The sequence below is a fragment of the Acinetobacter portensis genome, assembly GCF_010646905.1.
Lineage (GTDB): Bacteria > Pseudomonadota > Gammaproteobacteria > Pseudomonadales > Moraxellaceae > Acinetobacter > Acinetobacter portensis.
In genome coordinates this window covers 2,613,750-2,638,605 of sequence record NZ_JAAARQ010000002.1, presented here as the reverse complement: position 1 = coordinate 2,638,605, position 24,856 = coordinate 2,613,750, and the positions used below count along the sequence as shown (strand labels likewise).

Sequence of the window (24,856 nt, the reverse complement as noted above, 5' to 3'; positions counted from 1 at the left end):
GTGCTTAAACTCAATAAAATTGGTTTATGTTGAAACGCCATTTAAACTTCCCCGAAAAAATTAATTAACTTGCTTAATATCGAAACCAAGTTGTTGTAATTGCTCACGTTTAGCTACAGGTGCTACAACAGCTTTAGTTGGCTTTTTATTGCGCAAATATACATCAGCAACACGCTTCAAGTCATCTAAATTTACAGCCAATAAGCGTTCACGCAACAATGCTCTAAACGCAGGTGTACGTGCATGCAATAATGAATAACATGCTGTAATCGCTTCACCAGCAGGTGAACCTGGTTTATCCATGCCTGCAATTAAACCCAAAATGGCTTCTTCTAATTGATGCGGTAATTGTTCAGCATTAAACAACCAATCTACACTTGCTTCAAAGTCTTGGAATGTTTCAACTAATCGTGGATCACGATAGCTATAAAAACGGAAAGAACATGCATTGCCGTCATAGCTTGCTCCACCACCATAAGCACCACCTTTTTCACGAATAGCACTATGCAAGAAACCGTTACGTAAATAAGCAGCCAAAATCATTAAAGGCGCAGCATCGGGATGTGAAACTTCTACAGCTGCGTAAGCAGATGAACAGAACTGAACATTGGCTTGAATGAGCCAAGCTTCATCTTTATCGCTATTTTCAAAAGAAACTTGAGTCAGTTCAGCATCAATATTTGGAATTGACAACTTATCCCAAACATTTTGAACTTCTTCAATTAAACGATCTGACTGATGCTCTTCACAGACCAATAAGAACTGTTTTGGTGCTTTCAATAAACGATTATGAATGACTTTTAATTCTTGAATCAGTTGATCATAAGCAGCATCATCTTTTTCAATATTGCTAACCAATTCACCTAACCAATTTAAAGCACCTAAACCTGTTGTATTGTAATCACGCAACGCTAAGGCACTGTGGTTACGACCTGCGATTTGCATTGCATAACTATGACCAGAACCAGAAAGACGTGAAGACCAACGCGTTTTACGTTGTTGTAAAAGCTCAATAATGCGATCTTTTTCATCGAAACGTAATTGTTCAAAAGCAACTTTTAACAAACGAATTGCTTCAAAATTATTGACCAATGATTTAGTCGTAAGGGTTAACCATGCCGTAATTTTACCTTTATCGTCCACTTTTGAACGTAAAGATGCACCCATACCAATGCCACCACTTACAGCAGTTTGCAGTTGTTGCAACTCTAGATAATCGTATTCACCTGCGCCCACTTCACCCATCAAAATAGACAATAAACTAAAGTAAGGAGATTTTACGATGTCATCTGGAATTTGAATTAGTACTTGATTGTAATAAATACCATTAGTGCCTGCATGGTATAAATTTAAAGGCGTATCGGTTTGATTCGAAATAATTTCACGAAGTTGACCTTGCACAATTTGAATTTCAGCGGGCACATCTTCCAAGCCAACTTTTGGCAATAAGTTCAAATCATCTGGTGTATCTTGACGAACTTTTAAAGCTTCAGTTTGCGCAATAATTTCTGCTTTTTCAGCTTCTGTAAGTTTTGCACCAATTGCAGCTAAACGCGCTTTTTCTTCTTCCGCTTCTTTTGCAGATTTTGTTGCATCTGGCACTAAAGTCATTTGCACACGATGTGGATTATCAATTAAATGTTCTTTAATTAAGTTTGATAACCACATTGGGTCTTTCAATTCTTCTTTCACATTGGCAATTGCTGTATCTACATCCCAAACATCGACGGGGTCTGTATGATGAATTGCACTGCTTAAACCATTTAAAATCAGGCTTAAACCATAAGGCATACCATCGCCATTAATTTCACGTTGATGTAATTCAATTTGATGCAAAATTGCATCTACCATTTGTGAGTCAACAGGTTTAGACGCCACATCTTCTAAAATATTGAATACGCCATTTTTAAATTCTTCAGCATGTTCAGGATTAGAACCTTGAACGCCACAGAAGAATGTCATTTCATAATTAGAATCATCTACACCCATAATTGGACCTGTAGATTGTGCGTATCCGCACGTTTCTAAATAATGACGTAATGGCGATGCGGAATCTTCAAGTAAAATCCCTTCTACAAGACGCATACCTAAACGAATTTTAATATCGCTTGCTTGTGGCAATAGCCAAGAAATAATGTGATAAGTCTTATCATTTAAATCTTCAGCATCTACCGCATAAGTTTCTGTAACTTCAACAGGCGCAGTCAAACGTGTTTCAGGCTTAGATTCTAGCGTCTGACCTTTATCGAATTTTGCCAAAGCTAAAGTTTCGAATTGCTCTTGAAGCTTATATGCAGGCTCATTACCAAAAGTCATAAATACAGCATTACTTGGATGGTAATGTGATTTATAGAAATCAACTAACTCATCGTAAGTTAAATCTGGAATATCTTTAGGATCGCCACCTGAATTGTAGTGATACGTGGTTTCAGGGAATAAATGATGTGCTAATTGATGATATAGCTGATCTGATGGCGAACTCATCGCACCTTTCATTTCATTAAATACTACGCCTTTATAAACAGGCTCACCATTTTCAAGTTCAATGCGAATACCTTCTTGTGCAAAATCTAAAGGATTTAAATTTGCGGCAAAAGTTGCATCTAAATACACTGAAAGTAAGTTTTGAAAATCTTTTTTATTCTGTGTCGCAAATGGATACGCTGTCCAATCGGCAGACGTAAATGCATTCATAAAGGTATTAAGTGAACGACGAATCATTAAAAAGAATGGGTCGCGTACAGGAAACTTTTCTGAACCACAAAGTGCTGTATGTTCTAAAATATGCGCTTCGCCTTTTGAATCCATAGGCTGTGTGCGAAAGGCAACTAAAAACACGTTTTCATCGTGATTGGTTGCTAAGTGATAATGCACTGCACCCGTCACTTTATGTTTATATTCGCATACTAATATGTCTAAGGCTTCAACATGGTGTTGACGTACCAACTGAAACGCTGGATGAACAGTTTGAGAAATAGTTTCAGTGACATCTACAGTCATGTGATCTCCAAATTTAATGCTTTTTTAAGTGTGGCGATTATACCTTAAAAAAGCCTTGGAAATGTCACAATCTCTGTATTCCTAGTTTTTTAGTGCGTATTAGAATAAGTATTCTAAAAGACACAATTATTCAGATTAAACGTGATGAAATCATAACGTTTCGTTTATAAATTTAACCATCAAAAAGCATTACGAGCACACAACCCGTAATGCTATAAAAACTATATCAAATACTTAAAATAATTATAGTTTGGATGATTTTCCACAAATACATAATTCATTTTTTGGTAAAATTTTTCACCAGATTTTGTATCTGTGTTTAGACACAATGCAGAAAAATTAGAAATTGCCTTTTTCTCTAAATATTGCAGTAATTGCTTACCTACACCATGTTTACGATATTGGGGTAAAACATAAAAACGACGTACACGCCCAATACGCGTCTCAACATCTTGGTCATTCCATTGCAAGTTTAAGCCACCACATGCAATTAGTTGACCATCATCATAAGCCATAAGCAGAAACTCGTTCGGCTTATCAAATCTATTTTTTCCACTCTCAAACTCTTCAATCATTCGCACAACAAACTCAAACCCCTCTTTGTTTGCTTGTTGCGCTAGCTTAGAAATTTCTTCTGGTAGTTCCTTAACTTCTTTCACATCTATTGTCATATTAATTCCCTTAACCGTCATACAAATATGTATACCAACACACCCATTAAATGTTGAATTTTATTCATGAATCTATTGCTATTTTGAGCATTGGTGTAAACTCATCATTCTAAATTTTTACGTGACTGAAGAACATGGCAACTGTTGATCTTTTTGCAATTGGTAATGCGTTAATTGACCAAGAATTTAAAGTCTCTGATGACTTCCTTATTCAACAAAACTTGCAAAAAGGCACCATGCAATTAACAGATGGTGAAACACAAGCAAATTTATACAACAACTTACTCAAAACTCAAAGCTATAAAGGTCAAGCTTCTGGTGGTTCTGCTGCAAATACAACAGTTGCTTTTAGCGCATTAGGCGGTTCAGCTTTTTATGCTTGCCGCGTTGGTAATGATGATCTTGGCTCAATTTATCTAAATGGCTTAAATGACGCAGGCATCTTAACCTCTACAAAATCAATCAGTGAGGGTGTTACAGGGACTTGCATGGTACTGGTCAGCGAAGATTCTGAACGTACAATGCATACTTACCTTGGTATTACTGCCGAGCTTACAGATGCCCAAATCGACTTTACACCATTAAACACTGCAAAATGGTTATATCTTGAAGGTTATTTATCTACAAGTGATTCTGCACGTTTAGCCGTAAAACAAGCACGTGAAATTGCCAAGGCAAATGGCGTAAAAATTGCTTTAACTTTATCCGATCCCGCAATGGTTCAATATGCCCGCCAAGGCCTAGATGAACTCCTTGATGATGGTGTAGATTTACTATTCTGTAATGAACAAGAAGCTTTAATGTATACAGAAACTGACAACATTGATGCAGCATTAGCTAAATTAAAATTACTTAGTCAGTCCATTGTCATTACATTGGGTGCAAATGGCGCACTTATTTCAACTGCACAAGAAACATTTACAGTTGCAGGACGTAAAGTCGTAGCCGTAGATACCAATGGTGCTGGCGATGCATTTTCAGGATCATTCTTGTATGCTTTAAATGCTGGATTAAATGAAAAAACAGCAGCAGAAATTGCAATATTAATGTCGAGCCAAGTGGTTTCTCAATTTGGTCCTCGCCTTGCTGTAAACCAATATGCTGACCTACTTAATGGCTTTAATCAGGAATCTGCTTAAATGAATCGAATTTGCATGATGGAAGAAGTTCCAGAACGTGAGGCACGTTCTTTTGAACTCTCTGATGGAAATACTATTTTTGTGACTCAACGTGATGGTGCATTTTATGCCTATCAAAACTTATGTCCGCATTTACAAGTCGAACTTGAGTTTCTTGAAAATCAGTTTTTAGACCGTGATCAAGAATATATTGAATGTTCTAGCCATGGGGCTTTATTTGTTGTGGAAACAGGTGAGTGTATTTCTGGGCCATGCCAAGGCGAATCACTTGAAAAAGTAGGAATTTCAGTACATTCTGACGGTGGTATTTACTTAACCGAAGAATAATTTTTTATAGGTTTTCGCCATGCATGCATTCTTAACAGATGTTGACTTATTTCCTTTCCATTTAAGCTTAACCATCTTAATTGTGCTGAGTATGGCGGAAACTATTGGTTATTATATTCATATTAAGCCCAGCAACCTATTCAACCACCTTTTCCCTAAACGCCTGACAGACTCCCCCTTAATCAATGTTAAATTTTCCAAACTGCTTATTTTCATCTTTCTATTATTAAATTTCAGCGTTGCTGGCTATTTCATTCAGTTCTTTATTTTCGCTAAACATCATTCATTTGTGCCATCTTATTACATTATTCTACCTGCTTTAATTATTGCAGTATTTTTTACTGTATTTATGATTCACTGCTTAGACCAAGTCATTAAACCTAAAACACTTAAACAAAATATTAGCTTAATTGGTCGATTAGCCACCATTTCAAGCGGACATGCACGCCCAGGCTCTTCTGCCCAAGCGCGTGTTCGAGATCAATTTGGACAACTTCACTATGTACAAGTAGAGCCAGAATTTGGTGAGCTCGAGTTTCAGACTCAAATTATTATTGTGAGAAAAAAACAATCTCACTACATTGCTCAGAAAATCTCGAAGTCTAAAGACTTATTCAAATAAGTCATTCAATGAGGCAATTCGTTTAGAATCCTTTAGTTTCTAGAAACTCGCCTCATGCAACAAATCTATTGAAATTTTGATTTATCATCAGTTTTATTTTTCTAAAATTTCAGCCAAATCTCATACATAAAAATCAAAAAAATAAGACAATGAATTTTTCAACACTTTTTCTCCTTAAAAAATGCTAACACACCACACTGCCTAGTAAATTGACATCATATAGAAGTATTAAAATATAGACCAAGTCACATATATTTAAAACTTGCAATTTTAGTTTACACTTAAAACCAACCAATTTGGTTTGCTTTAAATCAACATAATATTAAATAATTTATTATCAAAGCATTTTAGTTGGTTTTAAATATATTAATTCAACCAAAATACTCGGATTTAATTAATAAAAAAAATTAGTATAATAAAAAACAGTGTGTTTATAAGTTATTGTTTATATTGATAATAATAAATTATTTTTATTTATACCGTTCAGTCTATTTATTTTACATATCAAATGTTTAATAATATAAATATTGTTTAATTTTAAGACTTAGTAAAATGAGCTTAGTCCCCAAAAATCTGAATAAAAGAATCACTCGAGAAATAGCAATCATATTAATTATTAAGATTGTTATTTTACTCATCATCAAAAATATTTGGTTTGACGCCCCAACTATCCCTAAAAATTTTGACAATCAAGTTGCCGAGCGTATTGCTGGCAGCACATCCCAATCTAAGGAGACACGTTGATGATTTCTGAAAGCGTGGTCGATTTATCGCGGTTCCAGTTTGCCATGACTGCGATGTATCACTTTATTTTTGTTCCACTGACTTTAGGTCTTGCATTTATTCTTGCCATTATGGAAACCACGTATGTGATTTCAGGTAAAGAAATTTACAAAGACATGACTAAGTTTTGGGGCAAACTATTCGGTATTAACTTCGCGCTTGGGGTAACTACTGGTTTAACTATGGAGTTCCAGTTCGGAACAAACTGGGCATATTACTCACATTATGTAGGTGATATTTTTGGTGCTCCACTTGCCATTGAAGGTTTAATGGCCTTCTTCCTCGAATCTACATTCATTGGCCTATTCTTCTTTGGATGGGATCGCCTATCTAAAGGACAACATTTAGCAGTAACTTGGCTTGTAGCGCTAGGCTCGAACATGTCTGCTCTATGGATCTTAGTTGCAAATGGTTGGATGCAAAACCCAGTCGGCTCAGCATTCAACTATGAAACTATGCGTATGGAGATGATGGACTTCGGTGCACTTATCTTTAACCCTGTTGCTCAGGTTAAATTTGTACACACAGTCTCAGCAGGTTATGTGACGGGTGCAATTTTCGTACTTGCCATTTCAAGCTACTATCTATTGAAAAAACGCGATCTACCATTTGCTCGTCGTTCTTTCGCAATTGCTGCAATCTTTGGTTTAGCATCTACATTTTCTGTCATTTTACTTGGTGATGAATCGGGTTACGAAATTGGCGATGTACAAAAAACTAAACTTGCTGCCATTGAAGCAGAATGGGAAACCGAACCTGCTCCAGCTGCATTTACTTTATTTGGTTTCCCGAATAAAGAAACAATGACAACAGATTACGCTGTGAAAATTCCATATGTCATGGGGATTATCGCGACACGTTCTACAGATACGCAAGTTACTGGTATTAAAGATCTGATTGCTCAACACGAAGTTCGTATCCGTAATGGTATGGTTGCTTATTCACAACTTGAAAAATTACGTGCAGGTGATCAATCTGAAGAGCTAAAAACTGCATTTGCTGAATCTCAAAAAGATTTAGGCTATGGCTTACTTCTTAAAAAATACACATCAAATGTTGTAGATGCTTCTGAAGAACAAATTAAATCTGCTGCAAAAGACACTATTCCGCACGTACCAAGCTTATTCTGGTCATTCCGTGCAATGGTTGCTTCAGGTTTCCTAATGCTCGTGTTATTTGCTTTCGCAACGTTCGCTGTCGCTAAACGTAATGCTGAAAACAAACCATGGTTATTAAAATTCGCCCTATTCTCTTTACCACTTCCTTGGATTGCTGCGCAAACAGGTTGGTATGTTGCAGAAGTTGGTCGTCAACCGTGGACAATTGGTGAAGTTCTTCCTACACACTTATCTGCATCTTCATTGAGCACAGGTGATGTTTGGGGTTCAATCATCGCATTAGCATCGTTCTACACTGTTCTACTTATCATTGAAATGTACTTAATGATTAAATTCTCTCGCCTAGGGCCAAGTTCGCTTCACACTGGTAAATACCATTTTGAAAAACTTGAAGCTGAACAAAAGGCAAAAGAGGAGTCTCAAGCATGATCGAATATGAACTACTCAAAATAATCTGGTGGGTATTGGTCGGTGTTTTACTGATTGGTTTCGCACTTACAGATGGTTTCGATATGGGCTCGATGGCACTTATGCCATTCGTAGGTAAAACAGATAATGAACGTCGTGCGGCAATTAATACCATTGCCCCACACTGGGACGGTAACCAAGTTTGGTTCATTACAGCAGGTGGTGCATTATTTGCTGCATGGCCAATGGTTTATGCAACAGCATTCTCTGGCATGTATTGGGCGCTGTTACTGGTTCTGTTTGCCCTGTTCTTGCGACCCGTCGGATTCGACTACCGATCTAAACTTGAAAATACTCAATGGCGTACGTCTTGGGATTGGGGTTTAGCTGTAGGTGGTGCTGTTCCTGCACTCGTATTTGGTGTTGCATTTGGTAATATGTTCTTAGGCGTACCGTTCACATTAGATGAAACTGTACGTTCTACATATACAGGTAGCTTCTTTGCCCTCCTTAACCCATTTGCGCTTGTTTGCGGTATCGTAAGTTTATCTATGCTGTGTGCACATGGCGGTGCATGGTTAATGCTTCGTACAGATGGTGATTTACGTGCACGTTCTGCAAAAGCAACTCAAATTATGGGTATTGTCTTCTTAGTTTGCTTCTTAGGCGCAGGCGCATGGTTATACTTTGGCAATATCCAAGGTTACACGCTTGTTCAACCTTTTGATACAAATGGTGTTGCGAACCCACTAGCTAAAGAAGTTCTTACAAATGCAAACCCTGGTTGGATGAATAACTACAGTACTTATCCTATTACTATTATTGCTCCTGTTCTTGCCATTTTAGGTGCATTAATTGTGATTCCTGCTGCTGGTAAAGCAAAAGCTGGTTTAAGCTTCTTGGGTACAAGTCTTGCTGTGATTGGTACAATCTTAACCGCTGGTTTTGCATTATTCCCATTCCTAATGCCATCAAGCATTAACCCAACTGTAAGCTTAACAATGTGGGATGCCGTATCAAGTAAAAATACACTCACTGTGATGACAGTTTCAGCATGCATTTTTGTGCCATTGATTCTGATCTACACAACTTGGTGCTACTACAAAATGTGGGGCGTTATTACAAACAAACACGTTCAAGACAATACGCATAGCCTGTACTAAGGCTATGTTTAGGAGAAGAAATTATGTGGTATTTTGCTTGGATTCTCGGTGTTTTGATGGCATGTTTTGCAGGTGTTTTAAGTGCCCTTTACATTGAACACAATCAAGATTTAGATGAGGAATAAGACATGACTGAAGTGACAGTGGCAACAACTGAAGAAAAAAAACCTAACAAATTTGTGATGGTCATTTCATTTTTGTTGGCATTGCCACTTGCGGCAGTTTTATTGGTGCATCCAGCAGCAATGTTGGATGCCAACGGTGAATATAGCCATCGCGCCATGATGTTTATTATGATTGGTATTTCTGGTGGTTTTATTCATGGTGTAGGTTTCACACCAATATTTTGGTTCTGGAAATGGCTTTTTAGCCCTTTTCTTTCATGGCCTTTAATGCTATGGGGTTACTACACTTGGTTCTTGGCTTAAGCCTTCCTCACCAATAAAAAGAGCGCTTTATGCGCTCTTTTTTACAAATTTTAATAAGCTTAATTAAAGTTTTTCTTTATGCACACCTGTAAAATCTTTATACTCCAAATTGAAATTTTCATCTATTCTTACATACTCATTTTTTCCAACAGCAATCTTTTTTTCCTCTATTTTTAGTTTTATTATTCCATTACCTAACCATTATATTCATATAAATAAAGTCATTTAAAAAATATTTAACTTAGCAAATTTCAAAGTAAGCTATCATTAAAAATAGTTTTACACCTCAAATAACAATCCAATCATTATATTTTTTTAAAAAAATCAGGCTGTTTTTTAGAGAAAATATAACATTGGTCTTCTACATTTATATCATTATCACCTTCATAAAATAATGTACCACTTAAACATACCTTATTACTGTCTTTTGAATATTTTATTAATGCTGGATCACTTAAATCTTCTTCCAACCTATTATTAACAAAATTCCCTACAACCTGATAAAAAGGATATATTCTTTCGCCTTCTGGATCATAAACAACAATAAAATTTAAACTTCTTGGCACACCATTATATAAAGTAGTATTTTTATTAATTACAATTAAAACCTTGTCCTTGTCAAAATTCAATCCTTTATTAATTTTATTTTGATAAATTTTAAGTTTTTCATCATCACAAAAATCTGTATTTTTTAATCCATCAAAAGTACATTTTACAACCTGCGAGGCTACAATATTGTCCTGATTCTTATTTAAGCTTATGGGTATATCTTTGGCATTTGAACACCCATTAAGCACAAAGAAAATTATTATATAAAAAGTTTTTTTTAACATATTATTCATCCGCTATTGTTCATGGATTTGCTTTATCTTTTCCAATATAGCTCTGACCTTTTTGGTAGAACTCATACTAGCTTTATTTGTAGCTGATTGATGATAACCAATAGTACCATCAGAAATTACACCAAATTTATTCTTATAACCTTTAGGTAAAGCGATTGAAGCCCACTCTCGCGCTGCACCCACCATTGCTTCATCAACACTCACACTATTGCTATCAAGAAATAGTTTCATATTTTTTTGTTTTCGTGCCAAGTATTCTCGAAAAACTCTTTCTTGCATTTCAGCATCATATAATTCATTACCACTCAATCCCATACTTTTCTTAGCTTCCATTAATGTAGCTGGAATTGTCTGATACTTTCCTGTTGCAAATCTACGTCTATTATCTTCCCATGTATATTCTTTTGAGGCTTTATCTAATTGATTGATTGTCTTAGCTGTAATGGTACCAGGAACATCATTCATTTTACCATACTTCACTCTTTTCCCTTCAGGAGCACCAGAATTCCAAGCTTCATAAGTTCCTTCACCACTAGAAATTGCATCACCTAATTCTACTAACAAATCATTTATTGATTTATTATCTTTAGTGGATCCTAGGATAACCCCACCACAACTTAATATTTTTTCAATTTTCTGTTCTTTAGCAATATCCGCTAGTTTCTTACCATTTAGTTTTTCAACACCTATTTGAAATAAATCATCACTCTTATATTTTGAATCCCACATATATACATCATAATGCACCCAGTTAGTCGCTCCTGATTTACCATCTTTAAAAATTCTTGGTTCCATATGAATTGTATTTTTATCAGTTCTTACTTCTGTAGCATTCATCTTTTTTGCCATTACATTTTTACGAACATATTCCATATCATCATGAGCTATAGTTCTAACTCCATTCTTATTAATATGAATATCTAATGCCATTCCCATATGATTTACTGTTGGTCTATCTGTTTGTTCATTACGTTCAATACACCTGTAGCCTGACTCTATATATGCTACTTCCATATTTTTCGCACTAAACTCTGTTTTTAAATAAAAATTCAATGCTTTCAGAATCCATATTACAGATCTATGCATTCCTGGATACTCATTTGCAATTCTTCCCTTAATGCTTACATTTCTTGTGTTATTCCCATAGCCTTTGCATTTTCCACATGGGCATGCAATATTCTTCATCAAAGAACTGACTGGATAGTCATAATAGAATTTGTCTAATGCAACCAATAATGAACCGCATATTTTACCTGTTTCTTCCACCCCCATATAATCTCGTTGGAACTGTTTAATACATTTTTCTGTTAATTCCGTAAATTCATCACTCGGTAGCGCCCCGCCAAAACCAGCTAAACGAATATTTATTTCACGTATTAACTCTCCCTTACCACTTGTAATACATTGAGCATTACTTTTACATAAATTTTTAACATCCGTTTTAGGCGAGGTCGATTGTTCACTTCGATCTTCAGTGGTTAAAATTTTTTGTTGCTCACTTACTACTACATCTACTTTTTGTTTTAAGTCTTCATAAACTTGTTCGAGTTTTTTCTTTGCTTGTTCTAAAAATCCATCATCATTATTTGTTTTTTTTGGCTTAGTTGCTGTTGAAGGCTTTTCACTTTTTTTACTTTCTATCGCTTTAGGTTTATCTTTGTATGTTTTATTACCTGTTGCTTGTATTTGAACTGGTAGCCTAATAACTTGTCCAATACTTATAGCATTTGGATTCTTTATATTATTCAAGTTTGCTAAAGCCCTAACTGTTGTATTATTTTTTGTTGCTATTTCCGATAATGCATCTCCTTTTTTTACAGTATACGTTTTTCGTTTATAGCTTCCATTAGCACCTTTATTTTCTAATGTCTTTATATCCAATAATATTTTTGGGCTTCTAAATTTCACAACCATTCGTTCTTTAGACATAGTAAAACTTTGAATTTTTACCATCTCATCTTTAAACATACTTTTTAAATATACATCTAGCGTAGTACCAATATCTCGACTAATTTCTACTATTTTTCCTGCCTTATTCGTATTTCCACTCGCGATTAATTGCCCAGTTTTTTGATTTTTTATCTGATACTGTGCATCGGAGATAGGATTACTCAGCATATCTACAATTTGAATTGTCACTAATGATTTTTTTGTCATCTTTATTCTCTAAGTTATTATTTATGATATATTATCGTCAATAAAATCTTCTACATCATACCCTTCCATATCAATCCCCCATTCATCATCTGTACCTATCAAAATTTTCATATTAGCTGACTCTGGCGTTATTATCTTCTGTGTTCTACCATGTTCATCCAATTGTCCTGTACCAAAACAATTATTATCCTCATTGATGACTTTATATTTATATTTACTGAAATCCATATTCCACAATAATTCATACAAATCTACCTTATTACTAAATAACGTAGCTTTAGGAAGTTCAGGTAACTGATACGGTACTTTAGCTTTATTTTCAAATACATGATTAGCCGCCTTAACCTCAAAAACACCTTCGGTTTTACCAAATATACCTTCTTGATTCAACACAAACTCGGTACCACCCGCATTAAAACTAATTTCCTTTGAGCTAATAATCTGTATTTTATTTTCTGTAGAAACAATCTGAATATCGCCTAAAGAGAATATTCCAATATTTCCCTTGTGTGCATGAATATCAATATCATCATTGGAAGCAAAAGTACGTATACCACCATCCATTGCATGCATTTGAATCCCATCATTCGCACTTACAGACAAACGCTCATCTATTGCCATAGACACATCTTTACCACTGGTTAAGGCAATATTTTCATTCGAATTAATATGAATATCATCTTTGGCTAAAAATGCCATACCCGCAGGTGTACTCGTCACAATATGTGGCTTTTCCAACTCTTCTAACTTTTTAGCCCCTTTAATTTGCTTTTCTTGTTTATCTAATTCTGGATGTGCTGTACTCGATAAAGGGCGAGTTTCTGTTTTACTCTTAATTAATGCTTCAATTTGACGCTTTTGTTGCTCTACCGCTTGTGCAAGTTGATTCACTGTTTCTTCTAAGAACTTAACATGATCTTTTGTCTTTTCTTGTTCATAAGTCGTTAAAACCAGTCCATCACCTGCCCGTACCACGCCATGCCCATCTGTTCTTAACTCAAAGCCTTCTCCTCGGAAGTCCTTTCTTCCGCTTGAATCGGGGATGCGGGTAATGTGTCCTAAGTTAAGTTCACTCGATTGATGATCACTCTTCAAGTGAAGTTGTAAGTTTCCTGGCGTGTCGTCCATCACCAATTGATTCGACTGATTACCTTTAAATTCTTTGGACTTAATTCCGCTAAGTGCTTGTTGTGACGGTAAGTTCCATACTGGCATGTTGTCTGGGTTGGTTAAGCGTCCTATTACAAAGGGCATGTCTGGGTCGCCATTAAAGAAGTCAATAACCACTTCATGTCCTATTCGTGGTAAGTGTATTGTTCCGTAGTTGTTGCCTGCCCATGCTGTGGATACGCGTAACCAACAGGTATTGGTTTTGTCATATTTTTCGGGTTTGCTGTTGTTGTAGGGGTTGTGTCTGTCATCTTTGTCTGTTCTGTCCCAGTGGAACTTAACTCTTACTCGTCCATATTTATCGGTATAAATTTCTTCGCCTTCTGGTCCAACAACAATTGCAGTTTGTGCTCTGCCTATGGGTTTGTTAATACTGCGTTCTGGGCGGAGTACTTGTTCATCGGGTTGTACTATAAATTCGACTTGGGAGTCGTAGTATTGGTTGCTGTTTTGTTCTTGGCTAATATCTTGGATGGTGGTTTGGGTTCCTAGTACAATCCAGCCGCCATTCGATTGGCTGTTGGGATGGTTATTCAGCTCAAACTTGAAGCCTGTTTGTAGACCTTTGAGGTGTCCTTTGCCTTGGGCTCTATAGCCGTGTTGATAAACGCGTTCTATGTATTGTCGTGCTTTGTCTTGTCCGCCTTCTTTGGCATCGAAATAGTCCCCTTGGTTCCATTCGTATATTTCGTTTTCTGCATGCAGGTGTTCCCACATAAATTGTTCTTCTGCAATTTGTTTGAGTTGTGGGGTTTTGAATTGGTAGTCGCCTAAGTAGACTTTGCCACTCACCAGTTGTTGGGCAGGTTCAAAAAACTCGATGTATTCGGCTTTATTGGGAAAGCGTTGGTTCGGTGGGTAAATGTCTAGCTGTTGGTAGCCTTCGGCTTGCATGGGTTTAAAGGAGGAGTTGTGGTCGGAAATCACGAGGGTGAGTTCGTTGTGGCTGTGTTCGAAGTGGTAGTTTATTCCGTGTTCTTGCATGAGTCGGCTAATGAAGTCAAAGTCGCTCTCTCCATATTGGACTTGGTAGTCAAGTCCTATGAAGTTGCCACTAATGCGGTATTCAACGGGGTATGGATATTTTTGTAATATGTCTTCAAGAATCGTGGTGACTGATTCATCTTGGTAAATACGGTAGTTCGTGGTTTTTGTCAGGAGCCACAGCCATGGTACGAGGGTGATTTTATAGCAGGCATGGCGGTTGCGGACTGGAAGTACTTCGACTTTATTCACCATACCTCTAAAGTATCTTGCCCCATTGATACTGTTTTGGTAGGTGTGGTCTTGGTTGAAGTTGTTAATTTGGCTCAGTTGGGAGATATCGAGTTTTAAGCCATCTAGGCGCATACAGATCGTAAGTTCTGTACCTATTAAACTTTGCAGGTTTAAGTCTGATGCGGGTGTGCCACTGTTTTTTGCTTGTTCTGGTGAAATATAGCCTTCTAATCCCATATATCCGTGGGCAGGATTACCGTATTCATCTCGTATTTTTACTATCAGTTGGTATTCAAAGAGTTCATTTAGTTTTTCTACGCCCGTTAAAGAGTCGAACCAAAAATATGGGGTGCCAAACATACTTACAGGCAAAGCTTCGCCTTTAATTGTGATTTGATGGGTCATTGTTATATGGGTTATTCTTATCCAATATTGTATTGAATTTTAACATGTAGTGCCCACATGTGTGACTTACATCACATTTCAATTATTTTTAGCATTCAACCTCCTCTTTATTAAATTCATTTAGATATCATTTACAACCTCAAAAAATGCCAATTATTTTTTCTAAATATCTAAATTACAACGGTATAACAATTTTAAAAATATATTATGCCTATAAAAGTACAATATATAATTCATAATTTTATGTAATATTCCTATATTAATTAGAAAATTTTTTTAACTTCTCATCACTAATTAAATTATAAATCTCAATAAAATGATCATATACATCAAAAAAAACCAGACACTAGGTCTGGTTTTCAATTCAAATTAATTTAAATCGGTTCAAATGGTGCAACCACATCGGCATTTTGTGCACGATGACGCATGAAATGATCCATTAATACAATTGCAAGCATGGCTTCCGCAATTGGTGTAGCACGAACACCAACACAAGGATCATGACGACCCTTAGTCAATACATCTGCATTTTCACGATCAATCGTAATGGTTTTACCTGGTGTAGTAATAGATGCTGTTGGTTTTAGAGCAATCGCAACACGAATGTCTTGACCACTTGAAATACCACCTAAAATACCACCTGCATGATTTGCCAAGAAACCATCTGTAGTAAGTTCATCTCGTGTTTCATGACCAAATTGTTCTGCAACAGCAAAACCATCACCAATTTCAACGCCTTTCACAGCATTAATTGACATCATGGCATGCGCGATATCTGCATCTAAACGATCAAATACAGGTTCACCCCAACCTACAGGAACTTGTGTTGCAACAATTTCAAGTTTCGCACCACAGCTTGTACCTTGTTCACGCAATGAAGTAACAAGCGCTTCAAAACGAGGAACTGCATCAGCATCACCACAGAAAAATGGATTGTTCGGAACTTCATTCCAATCGAGTTTTTCTGTTTTTTCTGTGCCAATTTGAGTGACATGACCACGAATTTCAATGCCGAATTTCTCAAACAAGAATTTCTTAGCAATTGCACCAGCTGCTACACGCATTGCTGTTTCACGTGCGCTTGAGCGACCACCACCACGGTAATCACGGAAACCATACTTCTGTGTATACGTATAATCTGCATGACCCGGACGGAACGTTTGTGCAATATTGCCATAATCTTTCGATTTTTGATCTGTATTGCGAATCAGCAAACCAATCGATGTACCTGTTGTTTTACCTTCAAATACACCCGAAATAATTTTTACTTCATCGGGTTCTTTACGCTGCGTTGCAAATTTAGATGTGCCCGGCTTACGGCGGTCTAAATCTTTTTGCAAATCTGCTTCAGAAAGTTCAATTCCTGGTGGAACCCCATCGACAATGGCCATCAAACCAACGCCATGAGATTCACCACAAGTCGTTACACGGAACAGTTGCCCTATACTATTACCTGCCATGCTTCACGACTCCTTATGAATTGATAGATTGAATAAATAATTCGCGATACTCACGACATTGTGCTGCTGTTAATGCAAAAATGCCTGAACCGCCTTTTTGGAACTGTAACCAGTAGAAATCAACTGTATTGAAATTTTGCTTCATTGCCCATTCAGAGTTACCCACTTCAATAACAATTAAGCCATCTTCAGTTAAGTAGTCTGCTGCTTGCGCTAACATTTTACGAACCAAATCTAAGCCGTCTTGACCTGCAGCAAGTGCCATTTCAGGCTCATGATGGAATTCATCTGGTAAATCTGCCATGTCTTCTGCATCTACATATGGCGGATTAGACACGATCAAATCGTATTGATTTTCAGCAGGAATTTTTGCAAACAAATCAGATTCAAGCAATGCAACATTGAACTGTTGATTGTGATGTTCACAGTTAATTTGTGCCACTTCTAAAGCATCTTTAGATAAATCTGTTGCATCAACTTCTGCTTCAGGGAATGCATATGCTAAAGCAATTGCGATACAGCCCGAACCTGTGCACATATCTAAAATACGGCGTGGCATTTTAGCATTTGTATTTTCAGGTAGATTATTCACGCCTTCACGAGGCTGATGATTTTCATCTAAACAATAAGGTGCAAAACGATTTTGAATAAGTTCTGCAATTGGTGAACGTGGAATAAGCACTCGTTCATCAACATAATACGGTTTGCCATCGAAGTACGCTAAATTCAACAAATAAGATGTTGGCATACGTTCGTTAATACGACGTTCAAGCAAACTCAAAACTTCTGCTTTCTCGCTTGGCAATAATTTTGAATCTAGGATTTCTGGATTTGCGCTCCAGTCCAAAGACAAGGTTTGCAATACCAATGCTGAACTTTCAGCAACATAATCTTCTGTACCTTGCCCTAAGTGCGCATCGTGTTGACGTAATGCTGTAACACCAAAACGGATAAAATCACGAATGGTTGTTAAATTTTCAGCGGCTTCCTGAATGTGTTCAGGGCTAATAGTCGGTCGATCCACTTTAAGGCGTCTCCAAAGTCATATTTTTTAAACGCCTTATGATACCCTGTTTTCACAGTTTTTTAATATTTTGATAACCGATTTTCCAAAATTATCTTCTTAAGTTTTTATTCGCCACTTGAACTTCCAGCATATCTGCACGTGAACTTGTGATTTGTAAGGCGCATCCTATACTTGCAGGGCTTAATGCTTTGATTTTTTTATTTTTCAAACCACAAGATAACTCACGTTGCGATGCCCATTGCATTTGAATACGGTTTAAATCTACTTTTTCTTGTGGATTTGAAAATGACATATTCTTTTTAAAGAGTTTTTTAAGGCGTTTATTTTGATATTTATACTCTTTAATTTGGCAAACTGAAGTTGTATTTGCTTGATTATTTGAAGATCTCATACATTCCACATAATCTTGTGAATACCCCATTGAATAGGTATTCATGGCATATCCGCCAGCTGTAATTATCAACAAAACTTTCAGCAACTTCATATGACCCCCAAAAAATTAAACCAATAATTTCAATTAATTATTAAAACTGTATATAACACTTTTTCAGCGCGCTTTCAAAAATATCATTGAATCTTTTTCAAGAAACCCTATATACATAAACCTACTTCAAAGTTTTTTATTTCTATGAGCTATAAACACAATAACTTAATGGCAATGCGTTTAAATTATTGGAATGATACCCAAACCCCTTCTGTGTTGGTTGAAAAAGAGTTCTTTCAACTCACTTTAGCCGAGTTAAATATTTATCCTGAACCATCTTTTGAAGATGCAAAATATCTCTTTTTTAATTTCCCGAGCATCATTATTGTGAAAGGTTATGCACTAGGTTTTATGAATGACAACGTAAAAACCATGATTCATCAATTTATTATTGAACATAAAACTGAACTACAAACAAAAGCTGAAATTAAAATGAAATATCGGATGTAAAATAAATGATCAACTTGCTTAGGCTATTTACTTATAACATAAACAGCCCTCGTAAATACACTTAACGCTCATACTCTTGAACACGAATATCCTCAAATTCAATTATTTTTTCACCTTGTTGAAAATATACCGCTGTATAGTCTTCATCAATAATTTCAACTACGATTTTAAATTTTGACCTAAAGTCAAGATATTCTTTAAAAAATTTATAAGGCTTGTTAAATATTATATTTAGTCTTTTCACCTTTTTATCGTGTACATAATCGAAAGCTATTTCTTTTGGTAATGACTTTATCATTTCTTGAGTAGGATTTTTTAATACATGCGTATTTTCACCGTTTAAGGTATCTGTCACATAAGCTAGCAATTCTTCATCGCCTTTCATCGAAAGTGACCAAGAAACTGGTCGGAAATAATCTTCATTATAAATATTTTTTAAATTATTTATTAATTCAACATCATCATCCGCCATTTTGACGTATTCATCACGTGGCTCTATGACATCTTGAGTTAACCACCATGTGTCCTTTGCATGTTGCTCCCAGTCATAATTAACAGCTTTGGCTTGGTAGGTTCCAATATGCTTTACTGCAAAGCCCCCTACATAAACATAAACTTCTCCTTGTGGTGCTACATTTACAATAATCTCATCATATTTATCGTGCATAACTCCTTGGCGAGTTGAGAATAAATCCAAAAGTTTTTCTTTATTTAATAAGCGAGTAAGCTCATCCTTTGGTAATTCAAACTCACCTCGCCAAAACTGATTTTCCGTAAATGAAAACCACATCACTTCTATTTTGGATGGAATTTCTGTTAATTCATTCGATGAATTTTGTACACCATGCCCTAACTGACCTGCAGTAGCATTACGCCCCCCAAAATGGGTAATAATTTCATTTTTTTCATTTAGCAACACTGAATGTGCATTGTTAAATTCAGAAATATATCCTGTTGGATAACCAATATAAACACCATATGTTTGAGTTTTCATTAAATCTTTTCCAAAACCATAAATTATGACTAAAAATAACAAAGGTAAAACTACATAATATTTTTTCATCTAATTATCGAAATCCTTTCGTAACTTTTGGTCTAGTTGGCTTTGAGTAATTCAAAGTACTATCTGCATTTTTAGTTTTATTTAATACTATCCCTTTATTATCTATAGCATTATAAGTTAGTGAGCTATGAATATATTCATTAAATATTTTTTTCATTTCCGCTTCTGCTAAAAATGGAACTTTATGACCACCTGTATTTTTTGTATAATTAGCCAATACATAATTTAAAGCACCATCATGAAACTTCTTTAAAAGACTTATATTTTTCATTTTTTTTAAGTTATCTAGATAATCAGATTTGTCTTTAAGCACATAATTCGCTTTTCTTTTGGCAATTTCATACATAATATTGCAAGGAATAAGCTGATAATGGAACTTAATGGTTCTATTGGCATATAACGCCATTTTAGGTACATATTTACCATTGATATCTAAATAGCTTCTTGTTTTCTCAATAATTTGTTTAGGTAAATAATACCCCTTATTGATAAACCAATCATAATCAATATATTCATTTCTTATTGGACTTAAATTTCCAATATTTAGTTGTTTTTCTTTAAACCCTAAAAATCTGTTTATTTCATCAGTGGTTTCAGAATATCCTCCTCCAATATCTGAATGTGCTCCAGGTAGGCTACATTCAAAACCTATACCATCCTTTATTGCACCATGTATAGGCGTGAGTGGAAAATGCTCTCTATAATCATTTTGTGCCGTAAGATGTGCAAGATAATTAATACCTTGTGGTTTACCAATATCAAGCCCCAATTCTTTTACATCATTATAATGCTCTAATGTGTCAGACGAAACTGTATCAAAAATACCCACAAAATTAATTTTGCATTTACTCCAATTCTTAAATGAAAAGTTTTTTAGAAGCCAACAAAAGTGTCTCGCCCAAGCTGCTCCTCGACTAAAGCCATAAACATTTAGAACAACTTTACTCTTATCTATTCTTCCTACAAGCTTATTTAAACTATTTATAGCTTCTTCAACTCTAGCAATACGACCTGTAGATGAACGAGCGAGACCTAACCCGAAACTATCATCTTTTTTTTCTTTCTCTGTCCCAGAGCCTTGAATATATATTTTTTTTACGTCGTTGAACTCTTGCATTGCCATAAAGAGCAATGCAACATTTGAATAATAATTTTCATAACTCACACTACCTTTGGGTGAGTTATTATTATTTACTCGGTGCGATGCTGTGTTGAATCTATTATTCCCCGTACCATCAAAAAACACATGAACGGTTAATTTTTCAAGTGTTGCTACTGTATAAGTTCCACCAGGGATAGTTGTTTTACTGGTTGCTAAAACTTGCTCACCAGGCTTCTTTTCATTCGTAATCAAACTTATATTCCTTTGAAGGCATATTTATTTTTGTGATATTCGTCACAATTTACAACATATGATTTAGGAATGAAAGTAATCCCCGCTTTTTAATACCATAATTGCTTAGGCTATTTTATAAAAACCTAAACTATTGACTCTTTTTAAGGACTTAAACTTTTTTAATACGTGAAGTCCTTGTAAAATTTAGTACAATCTAACCAAACTGCAAATTGCTTATTAAAGGTTTAATTTACATGTCGGATCAGCACGATAAGCTCAAAAATCTTAAAACCTCTTCTATGGATCGACGCTTATCCATAGCTAAAGCGTCCTTACTTGCTGGTACTCGTTGGGCTGCTTCAAATGCGACATCTATTTTTTCAAGTGAAGAAGAAAAAGAAAAAAAACGTAAAAAAGCAACCAAAGAACAAGCTGATTATTTGGTTGCTGAAATTGGAAAATTAAAAGGTTCAATTGTTAAAATTGGACAAATGATGGCTTTATATGGTGAGCATTTTCTACCAGAAGAAGTGACTCAAGCTCTAAATACATTAAACAACCAAACCGTTGCCCTTGCATGGCCTGCAATTCAAGAACAACTTCAAGCTCAGCTTGGCGCAAAATTAAATGATCTTACGATTGATCAAGAACCCATTGGCACAGCTTCACTTGCCCAAGTTCACCGTGCAATCCGTAAGTCCGATGGTTTAGAACTGGTACTAAAAGTTCAATATCCTGGTGTTGCCGATGCTATAGATTCTGACATGAATCTATTTAAAAACATGCTTAAACTTACTCGAATTGTGCCGCAAACACGCGAATTCGACCAATGGTTCGATGAAGTTCGTGAAATGATGCATCGCGAAGTAAGTTACGACATTGAAGCAGAAACAACGCGTAGATTTGGCGAACGCCTAAAGGATGATAAGCGTTATCGCGTTCCAGAAATTATAGATGATTATTCTACCAACCAAGTGTTATGCATGACATTTGAACGTGGTGTTCCAATCAATAGCCCTGTCATGCTGTCTTTACCACAAGATCGTCGTAATAAATTAGGTGAAGCATCACTTGAAATTGCTGTTCGTGAAATCTTCGAATGGGGTGAAATGCAAACCGATCCGAACTTTGGTAATTATCTTGTTCGTTTAGGAAACGGTATAGATATTGAAGATAAAATTGTTCTTTTAGATTTTGGTGCAATTCGTCAATTCGATGAACACTTACTTTCTGTCGCTAAAAGCCTCATTCAAGCAGGTTATCATCACGATCCATTAGAGATGGTGAATGCAATGACAGGTTATGAATTCTTCGATTCAATTCCGCAAAGCATTAAACCTGATATGGCGAAAGTTTTTTTATTGGCGACGGAAGCTTTTAGCAGCCCTGAAAATAATGACAACTTACCTGAAGGCGTAATGGATGAAAATTACCGTTACGATTGGAAGAAAAGTATGTTGCATAGCCGTGTAATGCAACGTGCATCTAAGTCTATGGCTTCACGTTATTTCAGCGTTCCACCTAAAGAATTTATGTTTATTAGCCGTAAATTTATTGGTGCATATACCTTTATGACCGTCATTGAAGCAAAAACCAATGTTCGCGCAATGGTTGCCAAATACATTTAAGTTTTAAACTCAAACATTCTCATTATTTTAAAGTAGCAAATTTATGGGATTTTTATTTTATAAAATGATATAAAAATCCCGTGTCTATAAACATTTAAGTCTATTTCCTTTATGTACACTCTACGTCCTATTCAAATTAAAGATAACGCTCAACTTGCACAAATTATTCGTGAAGTTTCCAAAGAATTTGGTTTAGCTCCTGAAGCAGGTTTTGCTGTTGCCGACCCAATTTTAGATGACTTATATAGCGTATATTCACAAGAAAATTCGCAATATTGGGTTGTAGAAAATGAACAAGGTCAAATTTTTGGTGGTGGTGGTGTTTCACCTTTAAAAGGTGATGAAACCATCTTAGAAATTCAAAAAATGTATTTTTTAGCTGAAGTTCGTGGTTTGGGCTTTGCTAAAAAAATTCTGGAAAATGCTTTCGAATTTACTCAAAAGCAAGGTTTCAAATCGTGCTATTTAGAAACAACAAAAGAGCTTTGGCAAGCGGTAAAATTGTATGAAAAATTAGGTTTTGAGCATTTAACAGAACCCAAAGGAAATACAGGTCATAGTCATGCCTGTGAAATTTGGATGAAAAAACAACTCTAAGCTCTTACCATCATCCATATGCTTTCATTCTTTGTTTGTATATGGATGAATAATCGAATCATACAAGACGATTCCCCATCATTTAAACGCACTTTAACCCTTAAAATTGCTCAAAAATTAGTTTATTAATTACATTTTAATTCATCTGCTTAATTATAAAACGCTCGTTTTTTTTATTTCAATTAGAATTCAACTCTTTTTTATGATGACCGTACTTATTCATTGTAATAAGGCGGATTTTTGCCTTTATGCTTTCAAATCTCTCAGCAGGTTGGTTACTTACGATTGGTGTAATCGTGGGTATCTTATGTATTTTTATTTTTCGAAAAATTTATAATTTTACAGTCGATTTCTTTAAACCATTTAAAAAGGGAAAAACCTATTGGTGCAGAGTCACTGCGGTCAGCGATGGCGATACACTCACCTGCTATCGACTGAATTTAAGACGCTCTAAAACCAAAATTCGTTTTGCTTATATTGATGCACCAGAATCCAATCAAGAATATGGTGATGAAAGCCAAAAACTAGTTAAAAAATTAGTTTATCGTAGATTAATTCGTGTGAATATTACCGATGTTGATCGTTATGGTCGCTGTGTTGCGGTGGTCTATCGTAGAACACGTAATGTAAATGAAGAATTGGTGAAACGTGGCGCAGCTTGGGTGTATGAAGAATACATTAAAAATGCCAATAAACGTCAGCATTGGATGGCATTGCAAAATCAAGCGCAAAAACAAAAGAAAGGTTTATGGAAAAGCTCAAAGCCTGTTCGCCCAAGTGTTTATCGTAAACAGCATAAGTAACGATTTATATTAAAATTATTTATTTTTATGAAATATACAGATAGCAACCATCTGCATATCTCTTGATTATTATCTTATTTAAGCGTAAATTTAGCTTAATTTAGTTAACCAAGCTAACCAAAATGAATTCACTTCCAAAATTCCGTGCATCACTATTACAAACGGCACGTTTAATGAATGATGAAATTAATAATCTACTTTTACCTCATCAACTGAATAGTTCATTTTGGCAGGCTTTATACGTGATTCATCAAAAAGGTGGCTGCACATCTATTGAAATTGCAGACTATTTGAATGTTTCAAAGCCCTCTATTGCAAAGCGTATGAATGCTTTAATCGATTTAGAATTATTAGAACAAATTCCGACTGAAGACAAACGTCAAAAAAAATTCGTACTTAGCCCAAATGGTAAAATATTGTTTAAAACCTGCTCTGCACTTATTGATGATTTTGAATCTGAACTATTACAAGATTTTGCTCAAGATGACATTGTAGTTGCCAAAAATTTATTAAATCAGTTAAGCGACAAACTTATTCGCTCAAAACAAGGTCTTTAA

23 protein-coding genes are annotated in these 24,856 nt (G+C 35.6%); 13 read left to right on the top strand and 10 right to left on the bottom strand.

The window, feature by feature from the left end; genetic code table 11:
- Nucleotides 1-60: 60 nt before the first annotated feature.
- Both GTK57_RS12500 and GTK57_RS12495 read right to left on the bottom strand, forming a co-directional pair.
- The gene (locus GTK57_RS12500; protein ID WP_152873095.1) at nt 61-3,000 is read right to left on the bottom strand and encodes an insulinase family protein; all 2,940 of its coding nucleotides are present in this window, start codon (nt 2,998-3,000) and stop codon (nt 61-63) included.
- Nucleotides 3,001-3,221: 221 nt separating this feature from the next.
- The gene (locus GTK57_RS12495; RefSeq protein WP_152873093.1) at nt 3,222-3,671 is read right to left on the bottom strand and encodes a GNAT family N-acetyltransferase; all 450 of its coding nucleotides are present in this window, start codon (nt 3,669-3,671) and stop codon (nt 3,222-3,224) included.
- 134 nt (nt 3,672-3,805) lie between these two features.
- Here GTK57_RS12495 and GTK57_RS12490 point away from each other — a divergent pair, with 134 nt between their 5' ends.
- The 8 genes from GTK57_RS12490 (at nt 3,806) to GTK57_RS12455 (ending at nt 9,659) form a co-directional block, all read left to right on the top strand.
- The gene (locus GTK57_RS12490) at nt 3,806-4,810 is read left to right on the top strand and encodes an adenosine kinase (RefSeq protein WP_152873091.1); all 1,005 of its coding nucleotides are present in this window, start codon (nt 3,806-3,808) and stop codon (nt 4,808-4,810) included.
- A gap of 15 nt (nt 4,811-4,825) precedes the next feature.
- Nucleotides 4,826-5,137, top strand: a complete 312-nt coding sequence (locus GTK57_RS12485) for a Rieske (2Fe-2S) protein (RefSeq protein ID WP_171500224.1) — start codon at nt 4,826-4,828, stop codon at nt 5,135-5,137.
- Nucleotides 5,138-5,156: 19 nt separating this feature from the next.
- A complete protein-coding gene (locus tag GTK57_RS12480) occupies nt 5,157-5,759 on the top strand; it encodes an OB-fold-containig protein (protein WP_152873087.1) in 603 nt (200 codons plus the stop codon).
- Nucleotides 5,760-6,311: 552 nt separating this feature from the next.
- Complete coding sequence (gene cydP / locus GTK57_RS12475) at nt 6,312-6,503, top strand: cytochrome oxidase putative small subunit CydP (RefSeq protein ID WP_152873085.1); 192 nt, start codon at nt 6,312-6,314, stop codon at nt 6,501-6,503.
- Entirely contained in the window at nt 6,503-8,089 is a 1,587-nt protein-coding gene (locus GTK57_RS12470; RefSeq protein ID WP_152873083.1) for a cytochrome ubiquinol oxidase subunit I, read from the top strand. The genes cydP and GTK57_RS12470 overlap by 1 nt, the downstream gene beginning before the upstream one ends.
- On the top strand, nt 8,086-9,231 hold the full coding sequence (gene cydB / locus GTK57_RS12465) for a cytochrome d ubiquinol oxidase subunit II (RefSeq protein ID WP_152873081.1): 1,146 nt from the start codon (nt 8,086-8,088) through the stop codon (nt 9,229-9,231). The genes GTK57_RS12470 and cydB overlap by 4 nt, the downstream gene beginning before the upstream one ends.
- 23 nt (nt 9,232-9,254) lie before the next feature.
- Entirely contained in the window at nt 9,255-9,356 is a 102-nt protein-coding gene (gene cydX / locus GTK57_RS12460) for a cytochrome bd-I oxidase subunit CydX (protein WP_152873080.1), read from the top strand.
- Nucleotides 9,357-9,359: 3 nt separating this feature from the next.
- Nucleotides 9,360-9,659: a cyd operon YbgE family protein gene (locus tag GTK57_RS12455; RefSeq protein ID WP_152873078.1), complete on the top strand. Its 300-nt coding sequence runs from the start codon at nt 9,360-9,362 to the stop codon at nt 9,657-9,659.
- A 305-nt stretch (nt 9,660-9,964) separates the two neighbouring features.
- Here the strand turns inward: GTK57_RS12455 and GTK57_RS12450 are convergent, their stop codons facing one another.
- The 6 genes from GTK57_RS12450 to GTK57_RS12425 all read right to left on the bottom strand — a co-directional run bounded on the left by GTK57_RS12450 (nt 9,965) and on the right by GTK57_RS12425 (nt 18,422).
- Nucleotides 9,965-10,492 (bottom strand): hypothetical protein, encoded by a 528-nt coding sequence (locus tag GTK57_RS12450; RefSeq protein ID WP_152874013.1) that lies wholly within the window; start codon nt 10,490-10,492, stop codon nt 9,965-9,967.
- A gap of 12 nt (nt 10,493-10,504) precedes the next feature.
- Nucleotides 10,505-12,658, bottom strand: a complete 2,154-nt coding sequence (locus tag GTK57_RS12445) for a muramidase family protein (protein WP_152874012.1) — start codon at nt 12,656-12,658, stop codon at nt 10,505-10,507.
- A gap of 21 nt (nt 12,659-12,679) precedes the next feature.
- Nucleotides 12,680-15,451 carry a type VI secretion system Vgr family protein gene (locus GTK57_RS12440; RefSeq protein WP_152874011.1) on the bottom strand — a complete coding sequence of 924 codons (2,772 nt, stop codon included), beginning with the start codon at nt 15,449-15,451 and terminating at the stop codon, nt 12,680-12,682.
- Between the two features lie 374 nt (nt 15,452-15,825).
- Nucleotides 15,826-16,911: a chorismate synthase gene (aroC, locus tag GTK57_RS12435; RefSeq protein ID WP_152874010.1), complete on the bottom strand. Its 1,086-nt coding sequence runs from the start codon at nt 16,909-16,911 to the stop codon at nt 15,826-15,828.
- 13 nt (nt 16,912-16,924) lie between these two features.
- Entirely contained in the window at nt 16,925-17,935 is a 1,011-nt protein-coding gene (gene prmB / locus GTK57_RS12430) for a 50S ribosomal protein L3 N(5)-glutamine methyltransferase (protein WP_163123873.1), read from the bottom strand.
- 91 nt (nt 17,936-18,026) lie between these two features.
- Nucleotides 18,027-18,422, bottom strand: coding sequence for a lysozyme inhibitor LprI family protein (locus GTK57_RS12425; protein WP_152874009.1), 396 nt, complete (start codon nt 18,420-18,422; stop codon nt 18,027-18,029).
- Between the two features lie 144 nt (nt 18,423-18,566).
- On the opposite strand from GTK57_RS12425, the gene GTK57_RS12420 reads away from it, so the two are divergent.
- Nucleotides 18,567-18,872, top strand: coding sequence for a hypothetical protein (locus tag GTK57_RS12420; RefSeq protein ID WP_152874008.1), 306 nt, complete (start codon nt 18,567-18,569; stop codon nt 18,870-18,872).
- A 61-nt stretch (nt 18,873-18,933) separates the two neighbouring features.
- Here GTK57_RS12420 and GTK57_RS12415 read toward each other — a convergent pair whose 3' ends face one another.
- Complete coding sequence (locus GTK57_RS12415) at nt 18,934-19,935, bottom strand: DUF2931 family protein (protein WP_163123870.1); 1,002 nt, start codon at nt 19,933-19,935, stop codon at nt 18,934-18,936.
- Between the two features lie 4 nt (nt 19,936-19,939).
- On the bottom strand, nt 19,940-21,289 hold the full coding sequence (locus GTK57_RS12410) for a phospholipase effector Tle1 domain-containing protein (RefSeq protein ID WP_152872865.1): 1,350 nt from the start codon (nt 21,287-21,289) through the stop codon (nt 19,940-19,942).
- Nucleotides 21,290-21,525: 236 nt separating this feature from the next.
- Between GTK57_RS12410 and GTK57_RS12405 the strand changes: the two genes are divergently transcribed.
- The 4 genes from GTK57_RS12405 to GTK57_RS12390 all read left to right on the top strand — a co-directional run bounded on the left by GTK57_RS12405 (nt 21,526) and on the right by GTK57_RS12390 (nt 24,856).
- Nucleotides 21,526-22,899 (top strand): ABC1 kinase family protein, encoded by a 1,374-nt coding sequence (locus GTK57_RS12405; RefSeq protein ID WP_152872864.1) that lies wholly within the window; start codon nt 21,526-21,528, stop codon nt 22,897-22,899.
- A gap of 111 nt (nt 22,900-23,010) precedes the next feature.
- The gene (locus GTK57_RS12400; RefSeq protein WP_152872863.1) at nt 23,011-23,496 is read left to right on the top strand and encodes a GNAT family N-acetyltransferase; all 486 of its coding nucleotides are present in this window, start codon (nt 23,011-23,013) and stop codon (nt 23,494-23,496) included.
- Nucleotides 23,497-23,744: 248 nt separating this feature from the next.
- A complete protein-coding gene (locus GTK57_RS12395) occupies nt 23,745-24,299 on the top strand; it encodes a thermonuclease family protein (protein ID WP_152872862.1) in 555 nt (184 codons plus the stop codon).
- 122 nt (nt 24,300-24,421) lie between these two features.
- Nucleotides 24,422-24,856 carry a MarR family winged helix-turn-helix transcriptional regulator gene (locus tag GTK57_RS12390; RefSeq protein ID WP_152872861.1) on the top strand — a complete coding sequence of 145 codons (435 nt, stop codon included), beginning with the start codon at nt 24,422-24,424 and terminating at the stop codon, nt 24,854-24,856.

Coding starts and splice junctions, on each gene's coding strand:
- GTK57_RS12490 (WP_152873091.1), top strand. CDS start 3,806: ATGGCAACTGTTGATCTTTTTGCAATTGGTAATGCGTTAATTGACCAA.
- GTK57_RS12415 (WP_163123870.1), bottom strand. CDS start 19,935: ATGAAAAAATATTATGTAGTTTTACCTTTGTTATTTTTAGTCATAATT.
- GTK57_RS12390 (WP_152872861.1), top strand. CDS start 24,422: ATGAATTCACTTCCAAAATTCCGTGCATCACTATTACAAACGGCACGT.
- GTK57_RS12425 (WP_152874009.1), bottom strand. CDS start 18,422: ATGAAGTTGCTGAAAGTTTTGTTGATAATTACAGCTGGCGGATATGCC.
- GTK57_RS12400 (WP_152872863.1), top strand. CDS start 23,011: ATGTACACTCTACGTCCTATTCAAATTAAAGATAACGCTCAACTTGCA.
- cydB (WP_152873081.1), top strand. CDS start 8,086: ATGATCGAATATGAACTACTCAAAATAATCTGGTGGGTATTGGTCGGT.
- GTK57_RS12420 (WP_152874008.1), top strand. CDS start 18,567: ATGAGCTATAAACACAATAACTTAATGGCAATGCGTTTAAATTATTGG.
- GTK57_RS12495 (WP_152873093.1), bottom strand. CDS start 3,671: ATGACAATAGATGTGAAAGAAGTTAAGGAACTACCAGAAGAAATTTCT.
- GTK57_RS12470 (WP_152873083.1), top strand. CDS start 6,503: ATGATTTCTGAAAGCGTGGTCGATTTATCGCGGTTCCAGTTTGCCATG.
- GTK57_RS12445 (WP_152874012.1), bottom strand. CDS start 12,658: ATGACAAAAAAATCATTAGTGACAATTCAAATTGTAGATATGCTGAGT.
- GTK57_RS12440 (WP_152874011.1), bottom strand. CDS start 15,451: ATGACCCATCAAATCACAATTAAAGGCGAAGCTTTGCCTGTAAGTATG.
- cydX (WP_152873080.1), top strand. CDS start 9,255: ATGTGGTATTTTGCTTGGATTCTCGGTGTTTTGATGGCATGTTTTGCA.
- GTK57_RS12500 (WP_152873095.1), bottom strand. CDS start 3,000: ATGACTGTAGATGTCACTGAAACTATTTCTCAAACTGTTCATCCAGCG.
- cydP (WP_152873085.1), top strand. CDS start 6,312: ATGAGCTTAGTCCCCAAAAATCTGAATAAAAGAATCACTCGAGAAATA.
- GTK57_RS12455 (WP_152873078.1), top strand. CDS start 9,360: ATGACTGAAGTGACAGTGGCAACAACTGAAGAAAAAAAACCTAACAAA.
- GTK57_RS12405 (WP_152872864.1), top strand. CDS start 21,526: ATGTCGGATCAGCACGATAAGCTCAAAAATCTTAAAACCTCTTCTATG.
- aroC (WP_152874010.1), bottom strand. CDS start 16,911: ATGGCAGGTAATAGTATAGGGCAACTGTTCCGTGTAACGACTTGTGGT.
- GTK57_RS12395 (WP_152872862.1), top strand. CDS start 23,745: ATGCTTTCAAATCTCTCAGCAGGTTGGTTACTTACGATTGGTGTAATC.
- GTK57_RS12485 (WP_171500224.1), top strand. CDS start 4,826: ATGATGGAAGAAGTTCCAGAACGTGAGGCACGTTCTTTTGAACTCTCT.
- GTK57_RS12450 (WP_152874013.1), bottom strand. CDS start 10,492: ATGTTAAAAAAAACTTTTTATATAATAATTTTCTTTGTGCTTAATGGG.
- GTK57_RS12480 (WP_152873087.1), top strand. CDS start 5,157: ATGCATGCATTCTTAACAGATGTTGACTTATTTCCTTTCCATTTAAGC.